The sequence below is a fragment of the Mycobacteriales bacterium genome (genome assembly GCA_036497565.1).
Classification (GTDB): domain Bacteria; phylum Actinomycetota; class Actinomycetes; order Mycobacteriales; family QHCD01; genus DASXJE01.
In genome coordinates, this window is record DASXJE010000297.1 from 1 (window position 1) to 23,855 (window position 23,855).

Sequence of the window (23,855 nt, forward strand, 5' to 3'; positions counted from 1 at the left end):
GAACCGGTGGTCATCGACGACTCCGGCGAGGTGTCCGACGTGTCCGACGTCGACGTCACCGGCGACGCCCAGGGTGACCAGGGCGAGCAGCCGCATCACCACGACGGTGAAGAGCGGGATCAGTGGGCCGCGGACTCCGAGCACTCGCACGACTCGTCCTACGCCGGGGAGTAGCCTCGCCGGGGCAGAGCGGCCGGTCGCCGATTCGCCTGCCACATAAGCGAAGTAGCGCTGTCCACAGTGGACAAAGGCGACGGTCGGCAACCGCTTTCCGGACAGGCCGATATCCGGCCGGTGTGACAGGCTACGCGGATGGACTTCACGATCCGGCTGCTGACCCCGGACGACGTAGCCACTGTCGTCGAGTTTTCCCTGCGGTCGTGGGCACCGGTGTTCGCATCGTTCGAGCGGGTCCTGGGGTCGACCGTCTACCAGCGGCTCTACCCGGACTGGCTGACCAGCCAGGCCGAGGGCGTCGAGGCGGTCTGCCGGGACGAGAAGGCGACCGTGTGGGTCGCCGACATCGACGGCCGCCCGGTCGGATTCGCGGCCGTCTACGTCGACAGCGTTGCGCACAGCGGGGAGATCGAGATGCTCGCCGTCGATCCGGACAGTCAGCGCGCCGGAATCGGTACGGCGTTGACGGACCTCGCGGTCGAGCACCTGCGCGCCGCCGGAGTCACCTTGGCCGTCGTCGGAACAGGCGGCGACCCGGGACACGCACCGGCGCGGCGTACGTATGAGAAGGCCGGCTTCGTCGGCCTGCCGCTGGTCCGGTACTACAAGAAGCTTTAGCGGGCGACGGCGGCGCTGCGCTCGGCCGCCCGGCGCAGCATGCCGGCGCAGACCGCGCCGAGGTCGTGACCGGTTGCGGCGACGGCCATCGGCAGCAGGCTCGTCTCGGTCATCCCGGGCGCGACATTGACCTCGAGGAACTCGACCTGGCCGTCGGCGGTGATGATCGCGTCGACCCGGGACAGATCCCGCAGCCCGAGCGTGCGATGAGCGGTGACGGCGACGTCGGCGACCCGCTGGGCGACGTCGGCGCCGAGTCGCGCGGGTGTGTGATAGGTCGTCATGCCGGACGTGTAGCGCGCGGCGTAGTCGAAGACGCCGGTCGACGGCACGATCTCGACCGCCGGCAGCGCCTGCGGTCCCGAACCGTCGTCGATGACCGAGACCGCGACCTCGGTGCCGTCGACGTAGGGCTCGACGAGGACCGTGCCGCCGTAGGCGAAGCAGCCCACCATCGCGGCCGGCAGATCCTCCACCTCCGACACCCGGATCGCGCCGAGCGCCGACCCGCCCTGCGCCGGCTTGAGCATGACCGGCATCCCGAACCGCGCCACGAGGCGATCGAGGACCTCGGCGGCGCCGAGCTCGCGGAACGTCGCGTGCGGCAGCGCCACCCAGTCAGGCGTGCTCAACCCGGCGGAGCGGACGACGGCCTTCGCGCTCGGCTTGTCCCAGGCGGTGCGACAGGCGGCCGCGCCGGTGCCGACGTAAGGCGTCCCGATCAGGTCGAGCACGCTGCGCAGCGCGCCGTCCTCACCGCCGCTGCCGTGCAACGCGATGAAGACCGCGGCCGGTGCGTCGGCGGACAACCGGTCGAGCAGTCCCGCGTCGGCGTCGAGCACCACCGCGTCGACACCCGCCGAGCGCAGCGCGTCGGCGACCCGGTGTCCGGACGACAGCGACACCTCACGTTCGTAGGTCAACCCGCCGGCCAGGACGACGGCCTGCTGGTCGCGGCCGGTCATGTCACATCCGGCCCCGGCGAATCACCGAGGTGCCCGGGTATGCGTGGCCGCCGGCCGGGCTTGGTGAAGAACGTGTGGCGCAGGTCGATCTCCTCCTCGACGACGCCGGCGAGGCGGCGTACGCCTTCGCGGATGCGATCCGGTTCGGGGAAACAGTAGGACAGCCGCATGTCCGCGCGGCCGTCGCCATCGGCGTAGAAACCGACGCCCGGCACGTAGGCGACCCGCCCGTGGATCGCCCTGGGCTGCATGACCTTGGCGTCGAGGCCGTCGGGCAGGGTCAGCCAGACGTAGAACCCACCGGTCGGCTTGGTCCACCGGCAGCCCGGGGGCATCAGCGCGTCGAGGGCGTCGAGCATCGCGTCGCGGCGCTCGCGGTAGAGCTCTCGGAAGACCTTGATCTGCTCCTGCCACGGGTGGGTGTCGAGGTATTCGGCCACCGCGAACTGGGTGATGCTCGGCGGGCAGAGTACGGCGGCCTCCGCGAGCAGCACGAGCTTCTGCCGGACCGCCGGCGGGGCGAGAGCCCAGCCGACCCGGACCCCGGCGGCGAAGGTCTTGGAGAACGAGCCGAGATAGATGACCCGGTGCGGGGCGAGCGAGCGCAGTGCGGGGTGGGTGACGTCGTCGAAGCCGAGCAGGCCGTAGGGGTTGTCCTCGAGGACCAGGACGTCGTGCCGTTCGCAGAGTTCGAGCACCTGGACCCGGCGCTCCGCGGAGAGCGTCACACCAGCCGGATTGTGGTAGTTAGGTACGGTATAGAGGAATTTCGCCTGCCGACCTTCGGCGGCGAGCCGGTCCAGCGCCGTTCCGAGCGCCTCCGGGATGAGACCGTCGGCGTCCATCGGCACGTGCACGACCCGGGCCTGCGCCGCCGAGAAGGCGCCGAGCGCCCCGACGTAGGACGGACCCTCGGCCAGGACGGTGTCGCCGGGGTCGAGGAAGATGCGGCTGATCAGGTCGAGGCCCTGCTGCGAGCCGACCGTGACGGTGACGTCCTCGGCCGACGCGCTGATGCCCTCGAGCGCCATCACGTCGCAGATCCGCTCGCGCAGCCGCTGGTCACCCTGGCCGGGGCCGTACTGCAGCGCGCGGGCGCCGTCGCGGGCGACCAGGTCGCCGAGCATCGAGCCGACGACGTCGAGCGGAAGCGCCGCGGTGTAAGGCATTCCGCCGGCCAAGGAGACGATCTCGGGGCGGTTGGCGACCGCGAAGAGAGCTCGGATCTCCGACACCGTCATGCCGTGCGTGCGTGACGCATAGCGATTCGAGTACGGGTCGAGCGTGTCGCCGCTCACGGTGCTCCTCGTTCCGTTTGGCCCCCGGTGTCGTGCGCATCGCCCCGTTTCCGACATTCGGGCGACCGGCTGAGTTTACCGGCCGACGCCTACCGGCGCCGCCGGGAGCGCCGTACGATCGAGTCGGCCCGTGGCCCGGAGTGCTGCGCCGCGGCCCGTCCCGGCCGGAGGAGGCGTCGCGCACCCGTGTCTCGGCGGCTGGCGAGCATCACCCTCGACAACCTGGACGACCTACCTCCGCGCTGCCGCCGCTGCGTGTTCTGGGAGCTCGACCCCGGCGAACGGGAGCGGGCCGAGTCGGTCGGCGGGACCGGCCTGGAGAAGGAGGCGTGGGTCTCCTCGGTGCTCCTGGAGTGGGGGAGCTGCGGGAAGATCGCCTACGTCGACGGCGTACCGGCCGGCTTCGTCTACTACGCCCCGCCCGGCTCGGTGCCACGGTCGATCGCCTTCCCGTCCAGCCCGGTGAGCGCGGACGCCGTACTGCTGATGACGGCGTCGGTGATCCCGGAGTTCGCCGGCGGCGGGCTCGGCCGGATGCTCGTCCAGGCGGTGGTCAAGGACCTCACCCGGCGCAACATCCGTGCCGTCGAGGCCTTCGGCGACCTGCACTGGGACGGGCCGGCGTGCGTGCTGCCGGCCGACTACCTGCTGGCGATCGGGTTCAAGACGGTGCGACCGCATCCGCGCTTCCCGCGGCTCCGGCTGGAAACCAAGAGCGCGGTCTCGTGGCGCGAGGACATGGAGTACGCGCTGGAGAAGCTGCTCGGCACGATCAGCCGCGACGTCGCTCTGCGCCCCAGCTGATCGGCGGTCGCGCCGCGCCGCCGCGGACAAAACCCACTACTAGTGGGTTATGTACGTCCCGCACGGCGTGTCGTGGACCAAAACCCACTACTAGTGGGTTTTGTCCGGCCCAGCGCGCACCACCAGGTCAGACGGGGATGCGGTACGTGCCGGTGGGGGGATCGGCGTCGGCGGGGAGGTAGAGCCGCTGTACGCCGACCAGGATCGCCTCGGCGACGGTGTCGCGGAACGCCGGATCGGCCAGCTGGGCCCGGTCGTCGGCGTTGGACAGGTAGCCGACCTCGAGCCGGATCGCCGGCATGCGGGTCATCCGCAGCAGTTCCCAGGTCTTGGCGTGGGTGCGGCAGTCGAGCAGGCCGGTGCGGGCCACGATTTCGCGTTGTACCAGCCCGGCGAGCTGTTCGCCGACGGTCGAGGTCAGTCCCGACCCGGTGCCGAAGTGGTACGTCGCCATCCCGCCGGCCAGCGGCGACGGGGCGCCGTCGACGTGCAGCGAGACGACGAGGTCGGCATCGGTCGCGTTGGCGAAGGCGGCGCGTTCGCTGTCGCTCGGGCAGCGCTGCCGGCCGCGGGTCAGATCGGCAGTGACGCCGGCGGCGGCTAGGCGACCCTCGAGCCGCACGGCCAGGTCCCACACGATCTCGCCCTCGGTCAGTCCGTGTGAGACGGTGCCTGGCTCGTCGCCGCCGTGGCCGGGATCGACGACGACCCGCTTGCCGATCAGGCGCGGGCCGGCGTTGACGAGAGCGGTGGTCTCGCGGAGCAGCTGGGGACGGCCGCCGACGACCTTGCGGCCGAGCTGGCGCAGGGCCCGCAGCGTGGCGGGCCCGCAGGTGCCGTCGACCCGCAACCCGTAGTCGCGCTGGAAGCCGCGCAGCGACGCCTCGGTCTGTACGCCGAACACGCCGTCGGCCCGGCCGGTGTTGTAGCCGAGCTCGAGCAGCCGCTCCTGCAACCCGGCGACGTCGTCGCCGACCATCGGGTGTGCGACCGCGAACCACAGGACCCGGTCGCCGAGCCGCCAGCGCGCCTCGGTGATCGCGCGGTAGGTCTCGGCGCCGACGGTGCCGTCGACAGTGAGCCCGCGGTGCTGCTGAAACTCCCGGACGGCCAGGTCGCAGCTGTGGTCGTAGACCTCCGCCGCCTGACCGGGGTCGGCCCGGCCGAGCAGGCCCAGGGCGACCAGTGCTTCCCGCACCTCGGCGACCGCGGGCCCGGTGTCGCCTTGGCGGATGGGTTGCATCAACTACCTCGCGTCGTGGAGCTCGGACGACGGCGCGAGAGCCCGCGCACCGCCGGTCAGCCCACGGCCGACCGGCCTATTGTGCCCAATGTCGGCGGCGGACTCTCGCGCCGGGCCGGACTAGCTGAGGTAGTCGGCGAGGTCGGAGAGCAGAGCGGACTTCGGCTTGGCGCCGACGATCGTCTTGACGATCTTGCCACCGGAGAAGACGGCCATCGTCGGGATGGACATCACCTGGTAGTCGCGGGCCGTCTGCGGGTTCTCGTCGATGTTGAGCTTGGCGATCGTGAGCTCGGCGGCGTGCTCGGCCGCGATCTCCTCGAGCACCGGCGCGATCATCTTGCACGGACCGCACCATTCCGCCCAGAAGTCCACCAGTACCGGCTTGTCACTGCCCAGGACGTCGGTCGCGAAGCTCTGGTCGGTGACCTTCTTGGTGTTGTTGTTGTCTCCCATGTGGGCCTGTCTCCTTAGAGGGTGGTCGTCGGTGCGGTCGGAAAGTGTGGTGTCAGCTCACCGTGGCGGCCGACTGTGCGGGTTCGCCCGCCTCGGCGTGGTCGGCCAGCCAGCGTTCGGCGTCCAGTGCCGCGGAACATCCGGTGCCCGCGGCGGTGATCGCCTGTCGGTAGGTGTGGTCGACGACGTCGCCGGCCGCGAAGACCCCGTCGACGTCGGTGCGGGTCGACGGAGCGTCGACCAGGATGTATCCGGCGTCGTCGAGGGCGACCTTGCCGCGGACCAGGTCGGTGCGCGGGTCGTGGCCGATCGCGACGAACATGCCGCTCACGTCGAGGACGGAGTCTTCGCCCTGCCGGTTGCGCAGCCGCAGGCCGGTCACCGCGTCGCCGCCGAGGACCTCGACCACCTCGGTGTCCCAGATGAACTTGATCTTCTCGTCGGCGAACGCGCGGTCCTGCATGATCTTGCTGGCGCGCAGGGTGTCGCGGCGGTGGATGATAGTGACGCTGCGGGCGAAGCGGCTCAGGAACGTCGCCTCCTCCATCGCGGTGTCACCACCACCGATGACGGCGATGTCCTGGTCGCGGAAGAAGAAGCCGTCACAGGTCGCACACGCCGACACACCATGGCCGAGCAGCTGCTTCTCAGTCGCGAGTCCGAGATAGCGGTACGCCGACCCGGTGGCGAGGATGACGGTGCGGGCCCGGAAGGTGTCGTTTCCCACGGTCACGGTTTTGACCGCGCCGGACAGGTCGACGCCGGTGACGTCGGACGGGTTGAGCTCGGCGCCGAACCGCTCGGCCTGCGCGCGCATCGTCTCCATCAGCTCCGGGCCCATGACGGCCTCGGCGAAGCCGGGGTAGTTCTCCACCTCGGTGGTGGTCATCAACGCGCCGCCGTACTGGCTGCCCTCGAAGACGAGCGGCGCCAGATTGGCCCGGGCGGCGTACAGCGCGGCGGTATAGCCGGCCGGCCCGGATCCGATGATGATGACGTTGCGTACCTCGTCGGTGGTCACGCCACACTGCCTTTCTTCGACGGCTGTCTAGCGGGCGGGTAGTCGATCTGACCCGTCACCGCGCCAACGGATCCTACGGGTGGGACATTCCCCGCCCGGGGGGCGGCACACGCGCCATACGGGTCAATACGCGGCACTCGTCCGGAATCGCCGTTGTGCGTCGCCGGCGGAGCAGCCTGGTCCCACGACGTAGACGTCGGCGCGGTGCGCAACGCCGGTCGGGAACACGAAGACATAGCCAACGCGGCCCTCGAACCGGGCGCTGGTCACCGCCAGCGGCGGGTGTCCGGCCCCGACGAGGGCCCGAGCGCAGCCGGCCCGCCGATCGGGGTCGCTCATCGCCCCGGCGACGCCGCCGCCGCGCACGATGGACGGGATGGCGGCCGCGAGGCTGCCCGCGGTGTAGTCCGGCCCCGCCCCGACCGCGCCCGGGCCGGCGGTACGGCGCTCCGGCGCGCCGACCCGGCTGTGGGCCGGTGCCTTCTTCGTCGCCTGACCGCCGGACACCGCGACGCTCGAACCCGCGGACCCGCCGTTGCTCGACTGGGAGATCGCGAAACCGGCCGCGCCGGCGGCGATCACCGCGAGCGCGGCGGCCGCGAGTCCGGCCCAACGGTTGCGGCGGGTGCGTCGAGCCCGCTGCTCGTTGAGCTGGGTCACCGCGCTGGACGCGGCGGCGGGTGTTCCGCCCGCCGCGACCTCGCGCAACGCCGTATCGATCCGGTCCGCGACCTGCGCGGGGAGCTGCGGCGCCGGCAGCGCGGCGAGCTGGGACCGGACGTCGCGCAACTCGGCGAGGGTGCGCTGGCACTGCGCGCAGCCGTCGACGTGGTCGCGGACGTCGTCGACCGCCGAAGGCTCGAGCGCATCCGCGTCGAGCGCGGCGAGCGTCTCGACGTCGGGGTGCCCGTGGGTGTGCCGGGCCGGCACCGGGCCGTCCTCGGCCATCACCCCTCCTCCACGCTGGTCTCCGATGGGACGGAACCGGGCGGGCCGGGGTTCCGCTCGCCGCCGAGGATGACCGCGAGCCGGGCCCGGCCGCGGGCGCACCGGCTCTTCACCGTCCCCTCGGCGACACCCAGGATCGCCGCGCACTCGGCGACCGGGTAGCCCTCGACGTCGACCAGCACGATCGCCGCACGCTGCTCGACCGGCAGCTGCGCCAGGGCCGCCTCGACGGTAAGCGCGGTCTCCCGCTCGGCGATGCGGTCCCGGTGGTCGGCCGGCTCGGCGGTCTGCTCGGACAGGGCGACGGTCGGCCGGGCGGTCCGCCGCCGGATCCGGTCGAGGCAGGCGTTGACGACGATCCGGTGCAGCCAGGTGGTGACCGCCGACTCGGCCCGGAACGATCCGGCCGCCCTGAACGCCGAGATCATCGCGTCCTGCAGGGCGTCGGCGGCCTCCTCCGGATCGCGCATCGTGCGCAGCGCGACCGCCCAGAGGCGGTCCCGGTGCCGTCGGATCAGGACCTCGAACGCGTCGCGGTCGCCGTCGGCGTGCGCCCGCAGCAACTCGGCGTCGCTGCGTTCACCGGCCTCGCCCATCCGCGCGAGGATAGCCCGACCGGTGCAGCCCGAAAGCGGCCCTCAACCGCCTGACCCAGCTACTGCAGGAAGGTGACTTCGCCGAGCCCGCCCTGGTACTGCCCGTTGGCCGTCGGGGTGAGCGAGGTCAGCCACACCACCCAGTAACGGCTGCGGCCGGTCGCCGTCAGGTGCAGGGTGACCGTCGCGCCGGCGTGGCTGCGGGCCGCGACCACGCGGTAGCTCGACAGCGCGCCGTCCGGTCGGTCGCCGGTGAGGACCTTCAGGCCGATGCCGGGGGTCGGGGTCTGGATGCGCACGGCGCGGACCGCGGTCGGCCTGCCGAGATCGAAGACCAGGCCGCTGCCCGGCTTGAGGTGACCGAAGGTCGGTGCGCCGCGGTATTCGAGGGTCCGCCAGGCCGTCGCCGGACTGCCGTCGTCGGCGCGCCCGGCCTGGCCGGGATTCTCCGCGCCGGGCGGCGCGTAGTAGGGGTCGTAGCCGGTCACCGAGCGCACCGGCATCGGGTGCGTGGCCACGCCCGCCAGCCGCGCGGTGCCCTGCCCGTCCGCGGACGCGGCGCGCAGGCCACTGCCCTGGGGGTCCTGGGTCGCTGCGACGACACTGACGATCAGCCATGCGATCAGCCCGATCGCGAGCACGCCGGCGAGCGGCGTCCCGATGCCGGCCAGCCGGGACCGCTCGGCCGGGGCTCCGGTGTCGGCATCCGGGTCGGCGTCGTCGTCGAAGGGCATCGGCTCACGGGTTGGCGCCGGGCGGGCCGCGAGCACCGTGGCCAGGGCGTCGGCACTGCGCACCACGCCCGGTCCGCCGGGCTGCATGGCCCGCATCGCCAGCGTCGACAGGTCGGTGGGTACGCCGGCCCGCAGCTGACGCGGGCTGCACAGCCGACCGTTACTGGTGGGCGCGGCCTGAAGTCGATCGCCGCCCGCGGTGAGCGGCCACCGGGCGGTGAGCGCGGCGTAGAGCAGGGCGCCGAGGGCGGTGAGGTCGCCGGATGCGGTGGCCCGGGGTGCGGCGGTGCGCGCCACGGTGACGGTGCCGCTCGGTGTCACGATCACGTGGGCGGGTCGGAGCGCGCCCACCGCCGTACCGGCCCGATGCGCGGCGGCCACGCCGGCGGCGACCTCGGCGATCAGTGCGGCGGCCGCGTCGGCGTCGAGCGGGCCGTCGTCGAGGATGCGGGCCAGCGAGGTGCCCTCGACCCAGGCGCTGACGACGAAGGCCTGCTCGCCCTCGTCCTCGACGTCCAAGACGCTCGCCAGCGACGGATGGGTGACGATCCCCGCGGCGAGCGCGGAGTCGAGGAAGTCGCGGGCCGCGACCCCACCCGGCCGGTGCACGTCCAGGCGCACCTGCCGGTGCAGCAGCGTGTCGTAGGCGCGCCAGGCGGTCACCCGGACCGCAGCCGGGTCGGACGGTATCTGGTCAACGAGCTCATATCGGGTGCCGAGCGGATTGGGTACGCCGACCGCGGTCGCTATCTCCGTGCTCATGCGTCAGCCATGTCGCTCATCGCGCCGCCCCCCGAGCCCCGTGTCGTACCGGAAGCGCGGTCCGTCCTGTCCATTCACATGAGTACGGACACCGGTACCCACAGAGCATGACGCAGTTGGGGCCGGTGTGGCTGGCGAAAGGTGAGATGCGTCGTTGCTCCCGGCCTCAGCGGGCGATGCGGCGCCGGACGCCGCCCACGGCCATGGCGAGTTCCTCGATGTGCAGCCGCAGTCCGACGATCAGGGCGATCAACCCGCCGAGCAGCGAGCCGCCGAGCACCGCCATGGCCGAGCCCAGCCGGCCGGACCCGAGGGCGCCGGTGACCGCGACGAGCACGCCCCAGGCGGCGAGCCCGCCGATTGCCGACGCGATGGCGAGCCGCGAGGTGGTCCGCAGCATCCGTCTGGTCTCCAGGCGGCCGAACCTGGTCCGCAGCAGGACCTCCCCGATGACCGCCCCGATCACGAACGACAGGCTGTTCACGACCGCCAGCCCGGTGACCACGTCGCGGGCCGGCAGCAGCACCGGCACCAGCACCGCGAGGATCACCCGGATCACGACCATCGCCGCGTTGATCAGGGTGGGGGTGCGGGCGTCCTTCACGGCGTAGAAGGCCCGCAGCTGCAGCATCGTGATCGCGAACGGCAGCAGGCCGAACGCCGCCCACGCCAGCACCACGCCGGTCTCGTGCGCGCTGTGGAACGACGCGTTGCCGTAGGCGAAGATCACCGTGGTCAGCGCGGGGCCCAGCACGATGAAGGCGGCGGTGACCGGCATCAGGGCGAGCGCGTTCAGCCTGCTGCCCAAGGAGAAGTCGGACACCACCCGGTCGGTGTCGCCCTGCGCCGCCGCCCGGCTCATCCTGGGCAGCAGCGCGGTGAGCAGCGCGACGCCGGCGATCCCGTACGGCGTCTGGAACAGCAGGCTGGCCTGGACGTAGACGGCGTAACCGATCCCGGACTCGTCGCCGGCGGCGTTGGCGAGCCGGGTGATCACGGCGTAGCCGAGCTGGCTCACGATGACGTAGCCGATGACCCACAGCGAGAGGGTCCCGGCTTCGCGCAGCCCGACCCCGCGGACGTCGAACCGCCACTTCCACCGGAAGCCGACCCGGCGCGCGGCGGGGATCAGGGCGACGCTCTGGGCGACGATCCCCAGCGTGGTGCCGATGCCGAGTACAAGCACCTGGGCCAGGGTGATCGTGTTGACGTCGAGGGTCTTCGGGCCGGGCATGATCAGGAACACGCCGGCGGTGGCGATCACGATGATGTTGTTGAGCACCGGCGCCCAGGCCGGCGGTCCGTAGACGGCGCGCGTATTGAGGATTGCCCCGAGCATCGCCCCGAGGCCGTAGAAGATCATCTGCGGCAGCAGCAGCCGGGCCAGCAGGTTGGCCAGCGCGATCTTGCTCGTGTCGTCGCCGTTGATGCCGTAGAGCGCAGTCAGCAGTGGCGCCCCGATCACCGCAACCACGGTGGCGGCGGTGAGCACCAGGACCGCCAACGACACCAGGCGTTGGGCGTAGGCCTCGCCGCCGTCTTCGTCGTGGTGCTGCGCGTGTACGAGCAGCGGCACGATCACCGAGGTGAGTACGCCGCCGATCAGGAGTTCGTAGACGATGTTCGGCAGGTTGTTGGCGGTGCTGTAGGCGTCGCCGATCGCGCCGAGGCCGATGGCCGCCGTGATCACGATGCTGCGCAGGAAACCGGTGGCCCGTGAGGTGGCGCTCGCGATCGCCATGATCCGGCTGGACCGGCCGAGGCTCGGTTCCGGCCGCTGCCCAGGCCTCCCCGCGGGCGGGGGCGTGACCGGACCCTGGGGTGGGTCGCCCGGCGGCGGGGAACCGGCCCGGTGCCGCGGGGACCGGGCGCGATGGGCCGGTCCGGCCCCGCTCATGAAGCGGTCGGCTGCATCGGACGGTCCGCCGGGTCGGGCGGAGTCGGATGCCGCGGTCGGCGTATCCGGCGGATCAGCCGGAGGGCGACCATGAAGAGGAGCAGAGCCAGCGCGCCGCCGGTGATGCTCAGCGCGACCACGCCGTAGGCGGTGCTGCGCAGCCGGAGCTCGACCGGCTGACCGAGCGGCTGCCCCTTCGGGGTGGTGAGAGCCGCGATCACCGTGAACTCACCGGACCGTTCCACGTGCGCGGGCACCTTGATGGTGCGACGCGAACGCGGCGCGATGGACTGCACGTCCATGGGGTCGGTGTGGAAGCCCGACGTACCGCGGGCGGTCACGGAGACGCGGACGCCCACCGTCACCGGGAGCGTGTTGGCGACCGTCAGCACCAACGGACTGCTCGACGACGCAAGACTGTAGGTACTGGTCGCCGGGACGACGAGGTGCACCTGACGGCGGAGCTGTCCGACGCTGAAGACGAGGTCGTCGAGGAATGGCGCCTGCTGATCGGGATTGCCGCGCCACGCCGACGAGCCGGCCCGCAGCACCGCTTCGTAGTACGGCGTGAGCAGCGTGTCGGCGTCCCGGTTGTTGACGGTGCTGCGGAAGCCGTCGATCAGCCGGGCGGCATGGGCGATCCGGGCCGTGGTGTCCGGCGAGAGCTCCGCGTGCCCCGCTGAGCCGGGATAGGACAGTGCCCCCCGCCGCGTCGCCGTCGGTGCGGCGAGCAGCTCCTGCGCGGACGAGGAGGTCGACCACGGCACGCCGGACGTGTCGGCCAGCATGGCGCTGGAGATCGGCGAGGGATTCCACCGCCGCGGCGGGGCGATCAGCACGTGCCGGGGGGTGTTGGGGGCCTCGGCGGTGATCATCGCGAGTTCGGCGAGGAATCGCTGGTCGGCGAGGCGGTGCCCGTCGGTCGGCACCGGCCGGTTGACCAGGGCGCTGAGCGAGGGATCGGTCACCAGCCCGAGCATGCTGGCACCCTGCGCCGGGAGGGCCGCGATCGCGTCCGGGGTCGGGTTGACCGTGTCGACGGCGGGAAGCGCATCGGGTGAGAGTACGGCGGCGGACAGCCGCAGACCGGCCAGCGCATAGAGCGTCGCATCGTCGAGTTCGCCCGCCGGTGGGTAGGCGATCGGCGCCGTGTCGCGGACGCCGAGGTCATTGGTGAGGATCGTCGTCCCCTGGACGTAACCGGTCGAGAGCTCCGAGGTGAGGCCGGCCCGGGTGAGGGCCACGAGGTCGGGATCGGCATAGGGCACGGTGACGACGGTGACGTTGGGGCGGTGCACGAGCGTGCGCAGCCGGGTCAACCAGTCGGTGGCGATTGGCCCGCCCTTGCCCCGGACCGTCGATGACCCGCGTTGGACGCGGTAGCCGCGGGGGTCGGTCATCCCTACGGCGTCGGCGACCACCGCCGGGTCGATCGCCACCGTGAGCGCGACCTTCGTAGGGGCGTCGAGGGCGATCTGCACGGCCCGGCCGAGCCGGCCGGTCGCGGCGAGCGATTTGCTCAGCAGGTCGTCGCGGAAGACCCCGGAGCTCAGCCGGTGCGGATGGTCGATGATCGGCCAGATCCAGGAGACCTGCGTCGGTGCGTGCGGCCGCCGGGGGAAGTACGGGAGGAAGGTGTTGGCCTGCCCGACCCGGGCGTGCGTGCCGTCGGCCTGGATCGCGTTGACGTTGACCAGCAGCGGGTAGACGCCGAGCTGGGTCGTGAGTCCGAGTGTCTTTGCCGAGCACCGGGTCGTGAACGAGACGGTGACGGCCGGGGCGAGGCCGGCCAGCGGCTTGCCGAACTCGCAGGTCGCGGCGTCGCTGGTCGGCGGGATCGTGTCGGCCGCCTGCAACTCCGAGCGGCTGGTGAGCGCCGGTCCGGCCTGCAACCGGACCGACGGCTTGGCCAACGTCTGGTGCGTGGTGTTGGTGAGGGTGCCCGACACCGTGATCATCGATTTGGGCCGGATCACGGTCGGCGTCAGCTGCGACACCGTGATCTTGATCTGGGCGGTCGTCGCGATCGGCTGTGCCGCGTCGGCCGGCGCGGGAGCCGGACCGATCCCGGTGGCGACCGTGAGGACCACACCGGCGACGGTGAGCGCGGCGGACAGCCGCCGGCGGAGCGCGCTCACGCGGGGCGGGCGAGCAGGCCGGCGGCCCGGGACACCAGCTCGCGCTCGTCGTCGTAAGCCAGTCGCGCCGAGGCCTCCGCCAGCGGAACCCAGGCGACGTCGGCCACCTCGATGTCGGCGTCGGAGAGTTCCCCGCTCTGGGCGACCAGCAGGAAATGGTGCACCGTCTTGTGGATCCGTCGCCCGTCGGCGATGAACCAGAAGTCGATCACGCCGAGCTCGTCGAGGATCGATCCGGTGATTCCGGTCTCCTCGGCAACCTCGCGGATAGCCGCTTCACGCGCGCTCTCGCCGCCCTCGATGTGCCCCTTGGGCAGCGACCAGAGCAGCCGTCCCCGACGGTCCCGGCGCCCGATCAGCGCGCCGCGCGGCGCGCCGTCGACGCGGTCGACGACCAGGCCGCCGGCCGAAGTCTCGGCGACCGTCGGCAATCGCGGCCGCCGCGACTGGGGTCGGGACATGCCCCGATCGTAGTCGGGCCCCGGCCGCCGGAGATTCAGTCGGGCGCCTGCTGCACCGTCGATCCGGTGCCGCACGCGGGCGATCTTGGTCGGGACCGCCCGCCCGGCCCGTTAGGCTTTCCCGTCGTGTCCCCAAGCCTGTCGGTCGCCCAGCAACGAGCCGTTGCTGAGCTCTTCCGTGTCTTTCCGGTCGCCGACGAGCTGGGGCGCCGCATGGCTGGGGCCGGTCACGAGCTTTACCTGGTCGGCGGGTCGGTCCGGGACGCGCTGCTGGAGCGGCTCGGCGCCGACCTCGATTTCGCCACCGACGCGCGGCCGGAGGAGGTCCTCGCGCTCGTCGAGGGATGGGCGGAGGCCACCTGGACCACGGGGATCGACTTCGGGACGGTGGGCCTGGCCAAGGACGGGCTCCGGCTGGAGATCACGACCTACCGGGCAGATCGCTACGACCGGGTCGGACGCCATCCCGAGGTCGTCTACGGCGAGTCGTTGATCGACGACCTGGTCCGGCGCGATTTCCGGGTCAACGCGATGGCCGTGTCCGTCCCGGAGCACCAATTCGTCGACCCCTTCGACGGGCAGGCCGATCTCGCGAACCGGACTCTGCGGACTCCGGGGACGGCGGAGGAGTCCTTCGCCGACGACCCGCTGCGGATGCTGCGGGCCGCGCGTTTCGCTGCCACCCTCGGCTTCACGCCGGCGCCCGAGGTGGTCGCGGCGATGCGGGAGATGGCCGGGCAGCTGGCCCGGATCGCCCCCGAGCGCGTGCAGGGCGAGCTCACCAAGCTGATTCTCGGCGAGCGCGCCCGGGCCGGGCTCGAGCTGCTCGTCGCCACCGGGCTCGCCGACGTCGTACTGCCGGAACTGCCGGCGCTGCGGATGGAGATCGACGAGCACCACCAGCACAAGGACGTCTACGCGCACACCCTGACGGTCTTCGACAAGGCCGTCGCGCTGGAGGACGACGGACCGGATCTGGTGCTGCGCCTCGCTGCGCTGCTGCACGACATCGGCAAGCCCGCGACCCGGCGGCACCTGCCCGGCGGCGGGGTCTCGTTCCACCATCACGAGGTCGTCGGCGCCAAGCTGGCCCGCAAGCGGCTGCGCGCGCTGAGGTACCCGAAGGAGATCGTCGAGGACGTCGCACGGCTGGTCTTCCTGCACCTCCGCTTCCACGGCTACGGGCGCGGCGAGTGGACCGATTCGGCGGTACGCCGCTACGTGACCGACGCCGGCGAGCTGTTGCCGCGGCTGCACAAGCTGGTCCGCTCCGACTCCACCACCCGCAACCGCCGCCGGGCCGACGCGCTGGCCCGTTCCTACGACGCGCTCGAGGATCGGATCGCCACGCTGCGCGAGCAGGAGGAGCTGGATCGGATCCGGCCGGATCTCGACGGCAACGAGATCATGTCGGTGCTGGGGGTCAAGGCCGGTCCGGTGGTCGGCCGGGCCTACCGGCACCTGCTCGCGCTGCGCATGGAGCACGGTCCGCTCGGGCACGACCGGGCCGTCGAGGAGCTGCGGGCGTGGGCGGCGGCCGACGACAGCACGTCGGCGGAGCAGTCGTGAGTAGACCCGACCCGTCGTGGAGAGGATGAACGCGTGGTGCTGCTGCGCGGCATGACCTACAACGTGAAGTTCCCGAGCGACGACCCGCCGAACGCCTGGCCGGGCCGGCGGTCCCTGATGGCCGGCCTGCTGCGCCGGACGAGGCCGCACGTGCTCGCCACCCAGGAGGGCCACTACGGGCAGCTGCGCGAGATCATGTCCGACATCGGGCCGGGCTACGACTGGATCGGGCAGGGGCGGGAGGGCGGCGGGCGGGGCGAATTCTGTGCGATCGCCTACGACACGGCGCTGCTCGAGCCGCTGGACTTCGACCACTTCTGGCTCTCCGCGACGCCCGATCGGGTCGGCTCACGCACGTGGTGGTGGGGCAACCGCAGCGTCCGGATGGCCACCTGGGTGCGGTTCGCCATGCGCGACCCGGACACCGGCGCGCGCCAGGAGCTGCTCTGGCTCAACACCCACCTCGATCACGAGTCCGCGCGGGCCCGCCGGCTCGGCGCGTGGCTGATCGCCCGTCGGCTCGGCGGCTTCCCCGAGGACCTGCCGATCGTGGTCTCCGGCGACTTCAACTGCCCGGCCACCGATCAGAGCGGGCCCTACCGGGTGTTGACCCGCAGCGCCGGGCTGGCCGACTCCTGGACGGTGACCGAGCGACCGGCGCCCGACGTCGGCACCTACGGCGGATGGTCGGCGCCGCAGGCCGGGGGCACCCGGATCGATTGGGTCCTGGTGCGCGGCCCGATCGCCGTCGAGTCGGCCGGGATCTGCGATCACCACCGCGCCGCCGAGTGGCCGTCGGACCACGTGCCGGTGGAGGTCAGCTTGCGGCTCGAAGCACCAGCCGACCGCGGTGCGCCGTCGCTGCCGCGTACGCCGCAGCCGTAAGCAGGTAACCCGCGGTGACCACCGCGATCATCGGGTAGGACTTGCCGGTGAGGGGCAAGGTCATCGCCGCGACCGCGGCGGCCGCGACGAAGGTGACGTTGAACAACGTGTCGTAGACCGAGAAGACCCGGCCGCGGAACTCGTCGTCGATGCTCTCCTGCACGGTGGTGTCGACGCTGATCTTGATCCCCTGGGCGACCATCCCGAGGAAGAACGCGGCCGGGATCAACGCCGGAAGGCTGTAGGGCGTGCCCAGGGACACCTGCACCAGCCCGGCCACACCGAGCAGCACGGTGATCCAGGCCGGCTTCCCCATCCGTCGGGTCGCCGCCGGCGTCACGAACGCGGCCACCAGCGAACCGATCGCGCCGACCGCGATGAGCTGGGCGAGCCCGGCCAACCCGACCCGGAGCACGCCGTCGTCGTGGAAGTAGTTGCGGTAGAGCAGCAGCGTGGCGATGGTCGAGATGCCGTAGAAGAAGCGGTGCGCGGCGATCGCGGCCAGCGCGTATTTCGCCGGCCGGCGCGCCGCGATGTGCTTGGCACCGAGCACCAGACCGTCCCAGACGTCGCGCAGCGTCTCCCGGTCGGCGATCTCATGCGCGTCCGGACCCAGCCGGTCGCGCGGGAAGCGTCGGGCGGTCAGCGCCGAGGCGGCATAGAAGACCGCGGAGAAGAGCGCGACGGCGGCGTAGCCGTGATTGCCGGTGCCGGTGACGGCCCGGACAAGGAGCGCGATCCCGCCGCCGGTGACCGTGGCGATCGCGCCGAGCGTCGTCGACACCGCGTTGGCCGTGACCAGTTGGTCGTCGGTGACCACGTGCGGCAGGGCCGCGGATAGCCCGGCGAGGAAGAACCGGTTGACCGAGATCGTGGCGAGCGCGGTGCCGTAGAAGAGCGGCCCGGTCATCCCGGCGGCGACCGTGCCGGCCGCCAGGGCCACCAGCAGGCAGCGCACGAGGTTGGCGACGAAGAGCACCCGCTGGCGACTCCACCGGTCGAGCAGCACTCCGGCGAACGGCCCAACGAGCGAGTAAGGCAACAGGAGTACGGCGAATCCGGCGGCCACCTGGGTGGGATCGGTGTGCCGCTCGGGGTTGAAGAGCACCGCACCGGCCAGGCTCGCCTGGAAGATCCCGTCGGCGCACTGGCTGGTCAGCCGGGTGGCGAAGAGCCGGGTGAAGTCGCGGCTGCGCAGCAGCGGTCGCAGATGCTGGCTGTGGGAGAGGTGACCGGCAGCGCCCTCGGGGCTGCGATGGGACACCATTGCTCGCACGAGGTCAGGCTACGTGCACTCGCGCTTAAGCACACCTGGAGGTTGTGGACAACCAGGTCTCCGGAGAGTTCTCGTCGCAGGGCGCCCCCGGGTGCGGCAGGATCGGGATCACGATGACTGCGCTGCGTCCCGACGCCGGGATCGAGCCCGGCACGCTGCTGGTCGCGTCGCCTACGCTGCGCGACCCCAACTTCGCGCGCGCCGTGATCTTCGTGATCGACCACCGTGGCGAAGGCACTACCGGAGTGATCCTCAATCGGCCTAGCGATGTTCCGCTGCGCGACGTACTCCCGCAGTGGGGAGAGGTGGCCACCGGCCCGGGCACGCTCTTCGTGGGGGGACCGGTCGAGTCCAACGCGGCCCTGTGTCTCGCCCAGGCCCGGCCGGGAGCCAGTCCGGCCGGCTGGACGACCGTGTCGGGCCAGGTCGGCCTGACCGATCTCGACGGCGATCCCGACGGCCTGCAACCGTTGGTGTCCGGGTTGCGGGTCTTCGTCGGCTACGCGGGCTGGGGAGCGCAGCAGCTGGCCGACGAGATCGACGAGGGTGCCTGGCTGGTGGTCGCCGGGCACGCCGGCGACGTCTTCGCCGATCCGAACCTCGATCTGTGGCACCACGTGCTGCGCCGCCAGGGCGGCCGGCTGGCGCTGCTCGCCACCTTCCCCGACAACCCGACGCTGAACTGAGCGGCCCGCCCTCTCTAGGGTGGTCCGATGCCGCACGAGCAGCAGGTCGCCGTCGTCACCGGAGCCGCGCAGGGCATCGGGCGCCGGGTGTCCGAGGAGTTGGCCGGCCGCGGCTACGCCGTCGCGCTGGTCGACCTCCAGCCCGCGGACGCGACGGCGGAGGCGGTGCGCTCCGCGGGTGTCGAGGCGCTGCCTGTGGTGGCCGACATCAGTGATGACGCCGAGGTCGAGCGGGTGATCGCGAGCGTCCTCGGCACGCTGGGCCAGGTCGACACCCTGGTCAACAACGCCGGCATCAGCATGATCGCCCCGGCCGAGCAGACCACGAGCGAACAGTGGCGGCGGACCCTCGACGTCAACCTCACCGGACCGTTCCTGCTCTCCCGCGGCTTCGGTGTCGAGATGCTCGCCGCCGGCAGTGGTTCGATCGTCAACATCGCCTCGATCGCCGGGCTGCGCGGCGTCGGCGACCGGGTGGCGTACAACGCGAGCAAGCACGGGTTGATCGGGTTGACGCGGACGCTTGCCGTCGAGTGGGGCGGGCGCGGGGTGCGCGTCAACGCCGTCTGCCCGGGCTGGGTGAAGACCGAGATGGACGCCGCCGATCAGGCCGGCGGGGGTTACGTCGACGCGGACATCATCGAGCACGTTCCGGCCGGCCGGTTCGCCTCGCCCGACGACATCGCCCAGGCGGTGGCCTTTCTCGCCGACCCCGCGACGAGCGGTTTCGTCAACGGCGCGACGCTGTCGGTGGACGGCGGGTGGAACGCCGACGGCAGTTGGCAGTCGCTGCGACTGCGTAAACGCTGACCCGGCCGAATCCGAGATGCAGCTGCAACCATTCGGTCCTTGCCAATAGGCCGTCGCGCCTGCGAGTGTGCGCCCGGTACCCCGATTCGGGTGCCGGGCTACGTGCCTCAGGGGGCCGGCGATGCGTCGTCACATCCGCTCACAACTTTCCCTTCTCACTGCGGCACTGACCGTCGGCGCGTTCGGCGTCGTCGGAACGGTCGCCGCGAGCGGTACGGCGTCGGCCGCCGTAGCCCCGCTGTCGCAGACACAGGTCTCCGCGCTCTCGCAGGGAAAGTCGCAAGCGGTCATCGTGCTGCTGAAGAACCAGCACCGCGACCTCGCGCAGCGGTCGGCCATGTCGACCCGGCGCAGCGTCGTGCGCAGTGACCAGGCGCCGCTGCTCCGGGAGGTCGCTCAGGTCCACGCCAGCCGAGTCAAGTCCTACACCCTGCTGAACGGCTTCGCGGCGACCGTGCCGAGCGCGGACGTCGCGCACCTGCGCGCCGACCCGACCGTCGCGGCGGTCGTTCCCGACCTGCAGATCAAGGGTCCGGCCCCGGTCCGCGAGCAGAGCTCCGGGAAGGCCAGCGCCCAGACGTTCCCGCCGAAGGGCGTCTGCCCGAGCAATCCGGCCAAGCCGCTGCTCGAGCCGGAGGCGCTGCAGCTGACGAAGACCGCCTTCACCGACCCCAACGCCCCGCAGGCCCAGAACATCGTCACCGGGCGCGGGGTCAAGGTCGGCTGGATCGCCGACGGAATCGACATCAACAACCCGGACTTCATCCGGCCCAACGGCCAACACGTCTTCGTCGACTACCAGGACTTCTCCGGCGACGGCATCAACGCTCCCACCCTCGGTGCCGAGGCGTTCGGTGACGCCAGCTCGATCGCCGCCCAGGGTCGCCGTACCTACGATCTGTCGACCTTCGCCAACCCGGCGCACCCGATCCCCAAGGGCTGCACGATCACGGTGCGCGGGATGGCGCCGGGGGCGTCGCTCGTGGGGCTGAAGGCGTTCGGCGCCTCGAACTCGACGCCGACCTCGACGATCCTGCAGGCCATCGACTACGGCGTCACCACGGCCAACGTCGACGTGATGAACGAGTCGTTCGGCGGCAACCCGTTCCCCGACAACAGCACCGACCCGGTCAGCCTCGTCAATGATGCGGCCGTGGCCGCCGGGGTCGTGGTGGTCTCGAGCACCGGTGACGCCGGCACGACCAACACGATCGGCTCGCCGTCCAGCGACCCGAAGGTCATCAGCGCGGGCGCGACGACCAGCTTCCGGTCCTACGCGCAGCAGACGGCCTACGGCTTCGGCCTGTCCAAGGGCACCTTCGCGAGCAACAACATCTCCTCGCTCAGCTCCGGAGGGATCACCCAGGACGGCCGCACGCCGGACCTGGTGGCTCCGGGTGACCTCGGCTGGGCGCTCTGCTCGCCGAAGCCGGCGATCTACCAGGAGTGTGTCGACAACAAGGGAGATCCGGCCCAGATCCAGGACTTCGGCGGGACCAGCCAGTCGTCGCCCCTGACGGCCGGGGCGGCGGCGCTGGTGATCCAGGCTTACGCCGCGACCCACGGTGGCGCGCACCCCAGCCCGGCCCTGGTCAAGCAGATCCTCACCAGCACTGCGACCGACCTGAGCCACCCCAGTGGCGAGCAGGGTGCGGGACTGCTGAACTCGCTGGCGGCGGTGCGCGCCGCGCAGTCGATCCAGGACGCGAACGGCTCCCCGCACCCCACCGGGTCGGGGCTGCTCGTCGGGCCGACCCAGCTGACCGCGTCCGGCCGTCCGGGAACGGCGCAGACCCTGCCGCTGAAGGTGACCAACGTCGGCGGCATCACCCAGACGGTGTCCGCCGCGGGGCGGACGCTCGGCCGGGTCGTCACCGACCAGCGCGGCACCGTCACCCTCAACACCACGAGCCCGATGACGAAGACGTACATCGACCAGTTCGGTGGCGTGCGCAGTTACGTCACCAAGACCTTCCATGTGCCGGCGGGGACGGACCGGCTCGATGCGGCGATCGCCGCCCCGCAGCCGGCCGACACCCTCACCCGCATCATCCTGATCGACCCGCTCGGCACCTACCAGGCCTATTCGATCCCGCAGGGCACCGGCAACTACGGCCATGTCGACGTGCACGCCCCGGTGGGCGGGACCTGGACGGCCGTGATTGCGGCCAACCCGGTGGACAACTTCAACGGGCCGGTGCACTTCGACTTCACCACCAGCGACTACGTCGGATTCGGCGCCGTGAGTCCGTCGACCCTCACCCTCGCACCGGGTCGGTCCGGGACCTTCAACGTCCGGGTCGTGACCCCGGCAAAGCCCGGTGACCTGAGCGCGTCGGTCCAGCTGAGCTCGGGGTTCAGTCAGACCGAGTCGGTACCGCTGACCCTGCGCAGCCTGATCTCGACCAGTTCCGCCGGCGGCACCCTCAGCGGCACCCTCACCGGTGGCAACGGGCGCGGCTTCCCCGGCCAGACCCAGACCTTCATGTTCAACGTCCCGCCCGGTCAGAAGGACCTGGGCATCAACATGGCACTGCCCGCGCCCGACCAGGTAGCGATCGGATATCTGATCAGCCCGGAGGGGCAGGCGCTGGGAGCACAGAGCAACGCCACCCTCGACAGTCAGGGCAACACGGTCGTCGGCCGCACGCTGCAGATCTTCCGGCGTGCGCCGCAGGCCGGCCGATGGGAGTTCGCCCTGGCGGTGCTGAACCCGATCGAAGGGACGAGTACCTCGCAACCCTTCTCGGGACGGTTGCGCTACAACTTGGTCGACGTCACCAGTTCGGGCGTGCCCCGGAGTCCGACCACCGTGCTCCCCGCCGGGAAGAAGCGGATGGCGACCGTGCGGGTGACCAACACCGGCAACACCGCGGAGAAGTTCTTCGTCGACGCTCGTGGCGCCGGCACGCAGATGCTGGCGCTGGCGCCCTTGAGCAAGGCCAACGGCATCGCGCTGCCGATGTCCGCGGACGTGAGGCCAGCCTGGCTCGTGCCCACCGAGGCCAACACGCTGGTGGCGACCGCTGCGGCAACGTTGCCGGTGCAGACGGACCTGCAGGCCAATTCCGGTAACCCGGAGGTGGTCGGCCCGTCGGTCGGAAACACTTCGACCGCTTCGGTGCGCGCGGCAATGGTCGCGCCGGGAGCGTGGATCACGCTCGCCGGTGAGCTCGGCCCGTTCACCCCGACTGCATTGCCGGGAACGGTGAGCTTCAGCGCCGAGGTCAATGCCCGGCCGTTCGACCCGGCGGTCACGTCCACCACCGGCGACGTCTGGCTCCGCAGCATCCATGCGTCGCCGCCGCCCACCACTCCGGTCACGATCCGGCCGGGCAAGAGCGCCACGATCGGCGTGACCATTACGCCGAAGGGGCCGAAGGGAACCATCGTCCGCGGCACCCTCTTCGTCGACGACTTCAGCACCTTCACCACGGCGGGTGACGAACTGGCCGGCATCCCCTACACCTACAAGATCGGATAACGTCCGGGGGGATGACTAACTCCGAACTTCCCGACGGTGAAGCGTCCCGAGCCCACCGGGCATCGGAAGTGGTCCACTCGCTGGTCTACTTCGTGCCTGAGGCCGACGAAGAGTTCAGCCGGATCGGGCTGGAGCCCGGTCGGATGGCCTACTTCGCCAGCCGCGCCGCGCCCATGGGCGAGGTCGGTCCGGGTGTCGTGGTCGCCACGTTCTACAACTTCAATCCGGCGCTGATCGCCCGGCACATCCCGCGGGCCTGGACCCTGGCGCGCCCCGACGAGATCCTGGCCGCCCGGGTGCGGACCGCCGACACGGCCCTGCGTCGGTTGTTCGGCGACGACACCATCGCCTCGGCGGAGCTGGCCGAGGCGGCCGAGCTGACCCGGGTCGCGGCCGAGGGATGCCGCCCGGAGGGCCGGCCGCTCTACGCCGCCCACGCCGATCTGGACTGGCCGAAAGAGCCGCATCTTGTGCTCTGGCACGCCGTCACCCTGCTGCGCGAACACCGCGGCGACGGCCACATCGCGTCGCTGCTCCGCCACGGCCTGACCGGCTTGGAAGCCCTCATCACGCATACCGCGACCGGTCGGGGGTTCTTCGTACCCGCGGCGAAAAAGCTCCGCGGCTGGTCCGACGAGGACTGGTCCGGTGCGGCCGAGGGTCTGCGCCGCCGCGGGCTGCTCGACGAGGACGACGAACTCACCGAGCTGGGCAGCGCCCTGCGCGCCGACATCGAACAGGAGACCGACGTCCTGGCCCGCGGTCCGTGGGCGCACCTCGGTGCGCCCGGCGTGGAGCGGTTGATCGAGCTCGGTAAGCCGCTGTCCCGTCAGCTGCTCGCGGCCGGCGCCTTCCCGAAGGGCATCTTCCGGCAGCGGTGAGCTAGATCGGGGTGTTCTTCGAGGCGTCCCAGCCGGTGGTCACGGCCGTGCCCTGGGCGCCGGTCGTGGTCGTCGGCCAGTAGGTGAACTTCAGGCTGTTGTAGGACAGGCTGATCGATTCGCTCGGGGTGCCGCCACCTTCGGAG

20 protein-coding genes are annotated in these 23,855 nt (G+C 71.5%); 8 read left to right on the forward strand and 12 right to left on the reverse strand.

The genetic code is table 11. The annotated features are described in order from the left end of the window. The first annotated feature begins 312 nt into the window (after positions 1 to 312). The gene (locus tag VGH85_22840) at positions 313 to 795 is read left to right on the forward strand and encodes a GNAT family N-acetyltransferase (protein ID HEY2176657.1); all 483 of its coding nucleotides are present in this window, start codon (positions 313 to 315) and stop codon (positions 793 to 795) included. On the opposite strand, the gene VGH85_22845 is transcribed toward VGH85_22840, so the two are convergent. Then, the gene (locus VGH85_22845) at positions 792 to 1,760 is read right to left on the reverse strand and encodes a D-alanine--D-alanine ligase (GenBank protein HEY2176658.1); all 969 of its coding nucleotides are present in this window, start codon (positions 1,758 to 1,760) and stop codon (positions 792 to 794) included. The two genes, VGH85_22840 and VGH85_22845, sit on opposite strands and share 4 nt — an antisense overlap. Continuing rightward, on the reverse strand, positions 1,757 to 3,058 hold the full coding sequence (locus VGH85_22850) for a PLP-dependent aminotransferase family protein (protein ID HEY2176659.1): 1,302 nt from the start codon (positions 3,056 to 3,058) through the stop codon (positions 1,757 to 1,759). The genes VGH85_22845 and VGH85_22850 overlap by 4 nt, the downstream gene beginning before the upstream one ends. 186 nt (positions 3,059 to 3,244) lie before the next feature. On the opposite strand from VGH85_22850, the gene VGH85_22855 reads away from it, so the two are divergent. Then, entirely contained in the window at positions 3,245 to 3,862 is a 618-nt protein-coding gene (locus tag VGH85_22855; GenBank protein HEY2176660.1) for a GNAT family N-acetyltransferase, read from the forward strand. A 127-nt stretch (positions 3,863 to 3,989) separates the two neighbouring features. On the opposite strand, the gene VGH85_22860 is transcribed toward VGH85_22855, so the two are convergent. The 9 genes from VGH85_22860 to VGH85_22900 form a co-directional block, all read right to left on the reverse strand. Beyond that, a complete protein-coding gene (locus VGH85_22860) occupies positions 3,990 to 5,105 on the reverse strand; it encodes an N-acetylmuramoyl-L-alanine amidase (protein HEY2176661.1) in 1,116 nt (371 codons plus the stop codon). A 120-nt stretch (positions 5,106 to 5,225) separates the two neighbouring features. Then, complete coding sequence (gene trxA, locus VGH85_22865; GenBank protein ID HEY2176662.1) at positions 5,226 to 5,561, reverse strand: thioredoxin; 336 nt, start codon at positions 5,559 to 5,561, stop codon at positions 5,226 to 5,228. Between the two features lie 52 nt (positions 5,562 to 5,613). Further along, positions 5,614 to 6,582, reverse strand: a complete 969-nt coding sequence (trxB, locus tag VGH85_22870; GenBank protein ID HEY2176663.1) for a thioredoxin-disulfide reductase — start codon at positions 6,580 to 6,582, stop codon at positions 5,614 to 5,616. 123 nt (positions 6,583 to 6,705) lie between these two features. Continuing rightward, positions 6,706 to 7,530, reverse strand: coding sequence for a hypothetical protein (locus VGH85_22875; protein HEY2176664.1), 825 nt, complete (start codon positions 7,528 to 7,530; stop codon positions 6,706 to 6,708). Next, positions 7,530 to 8,126 (reverse strand): RNA polymerase sigma factor SigM, encoded by a 597-nt coding sequence (gene sigM / locus VGH85_22880; protein ID HEY2176665.1) that lies wholly within the window; start codon positions 8,124 to 8,126, stop codon positions 7,530 to 7,532. Before sigM ends, VGH85_22875 begins: the two co-directional genes overlap by 1 nt. A 59-nt stretch (positions 8,127 to 8,185) precedes the next feature. Then, positions 8,186 to 9,622 carry a hypothetical protein gene (locus VGH85_22885; GenBank protein HEY2176666.1) on the reverse strand — a complete coding sequence of 479 codons (1,437 nt, stop codon included), beginning with the start codon at positions 9,620 to 9,622 and terminating at the stop codon, positions 8,186 to 8,188. A gap of 166 nt (positions 9,623 to 9,788) precedes the next feature. Next, entirely contained in the window at positions 9,789 to 11,519 is a 1,731-nt protein-coding gene (gene murJ, locus VGH85_22890) for a murein biosynthesis integral membrane protein MurJ (protein ID HEY2176667.1), read from the reverse strand. Beyond that, on the reverse strand, positions 11,516 to 13,657 hold the full coding sequence (locus tag VGH85_22895) for a DUF6049 family protein (GenBank protein ID HEY2176668.1): 2,142 nt from the start codon (positions 13,655 to 13,657) through the stop codon (positions 11,516 to 11,518). The genes murJ and VGH85_22895 overlap by 4 nt, the downstream gene beginning before the upstream one ends. Continuing rightward, positions 13,654 to 14,118: an NUDIX hydrolase gene (locus VGH85_22900; protein HEY2176669.1), complete on the reverse strand. Its 465-nt coding sequence runs from the start codon at positions 14,116 to 14,118 to the stop codon at positions 13,654 to 13,656. The genes VGH85_22895 and VGH85_22900 overlap by 4 nt, the downstream gene beginning before the upstream one ends. A 138-nt stretch (positions 14,119 to 14,256) precedes the next feature. Here VGH85_22900 and VGH85_22905 point away from each other — a divergent pair, with 138 nt between their 5' ends. Both VGH85_22905 and VGH85_22910 read left to right on the forward strand, forming a co-directional pair. Next, complete coding sequence (locus VGH85_22905) at positions 14,257 to 15,687, forward strand: CCA tRNA nucleotidyltransferase (GenBank protein ID HEY2176670.1); 1,431 nt, start codon at positions 14,257 to 14,259, stop codon at positions 15,685 to 15,687. A gap of 33 nt (positions 15,688 to 15,720) precedes the next feature. After that, positions 15,721 to 16,572, forward strand: coding sequence for an endonuclease/exonuclease/phosphatase family protein (locus VGH85_22910; GenBank protein ID HEY2176671.1), 852 nt, complete (start codon positions 15,721 to 15,723; stop codon positions 16,570 to 16,572). On the opposite strand, the gene VGH85_22915 is transcribed toward VGH85_22910, so the two are convergent. Further along, positions 16,505 to 17,839, reverse strand: a complete 1,335-nt coding sequence (locus VGH85_22915; protein HEY2176672.1) for an MFS transporter — start codon at positions 17,837 to 17,839, stop codon at positions 16,505 to 16,507. The two genes, VGH85_22910 and VGH85_22915, sit on opposite strands and share 68 nt — an antisense overlap. Before the next feature lie 122 nt (positions 17,840 to 17,961). On the opposite strand from VGH85_22915, the gene VGH85_22920 reads away from it, so the two are divergent. From VGH85_22920 to VGH85_22935, 4 genes are all read left to right on the forward strand, one after another. Then, a complete protein-coding gene (locus tag VGH85_22920) occupies positions 17,962 to 18,534 on the forward strand; it encodes a YqgE/AlgH family protein (protein ID HEY2176673.1) in 573 nt (190 codons plus the stop codon). Positions 18,535 to 18,561: 27 nt separating this feature from the next. Beyond that, positions 18,562 to 19,344: a 3-oxoacyl-ACP reductase FabG gene (gene fabG, locus VGH85_22925; GenBank protein ID HEY2176674.1), complete on the forward strand. Its 783-nt coding sequence runs from the start codon at positions 18,562 to 18,564 to the stop codon at positions 19,342 to 19,344. A gap of 121 nt (positions 19,345 to 19,465) precedes the next feature. Then, complete coding sequence (locus VGH85_22930) at positions 19,466 to 22,828, forward strand: S8 family serine peptidase (protein ID HEY2176675.1); 3,363 nt, start codon at positions 19,466 to 19,468, stop codon at positions 22,826 to 22,828. An 11-nt stretch (positions 22,829 to 22,839) separates the two neighbouring features. Further along, complete coding sequence (locus VGH85_22935; protein ID HEY2176676.1) at positions 22,840 to 23,709, forward strand: hypothetical protein; 870 nt, start codon at positions 22,840 to 22,842, stop codon at positions 23,707 to 23,709. The last annotated feature ends 146 nt before the right edge of the window (positions 23,710 to 23,855 follow it).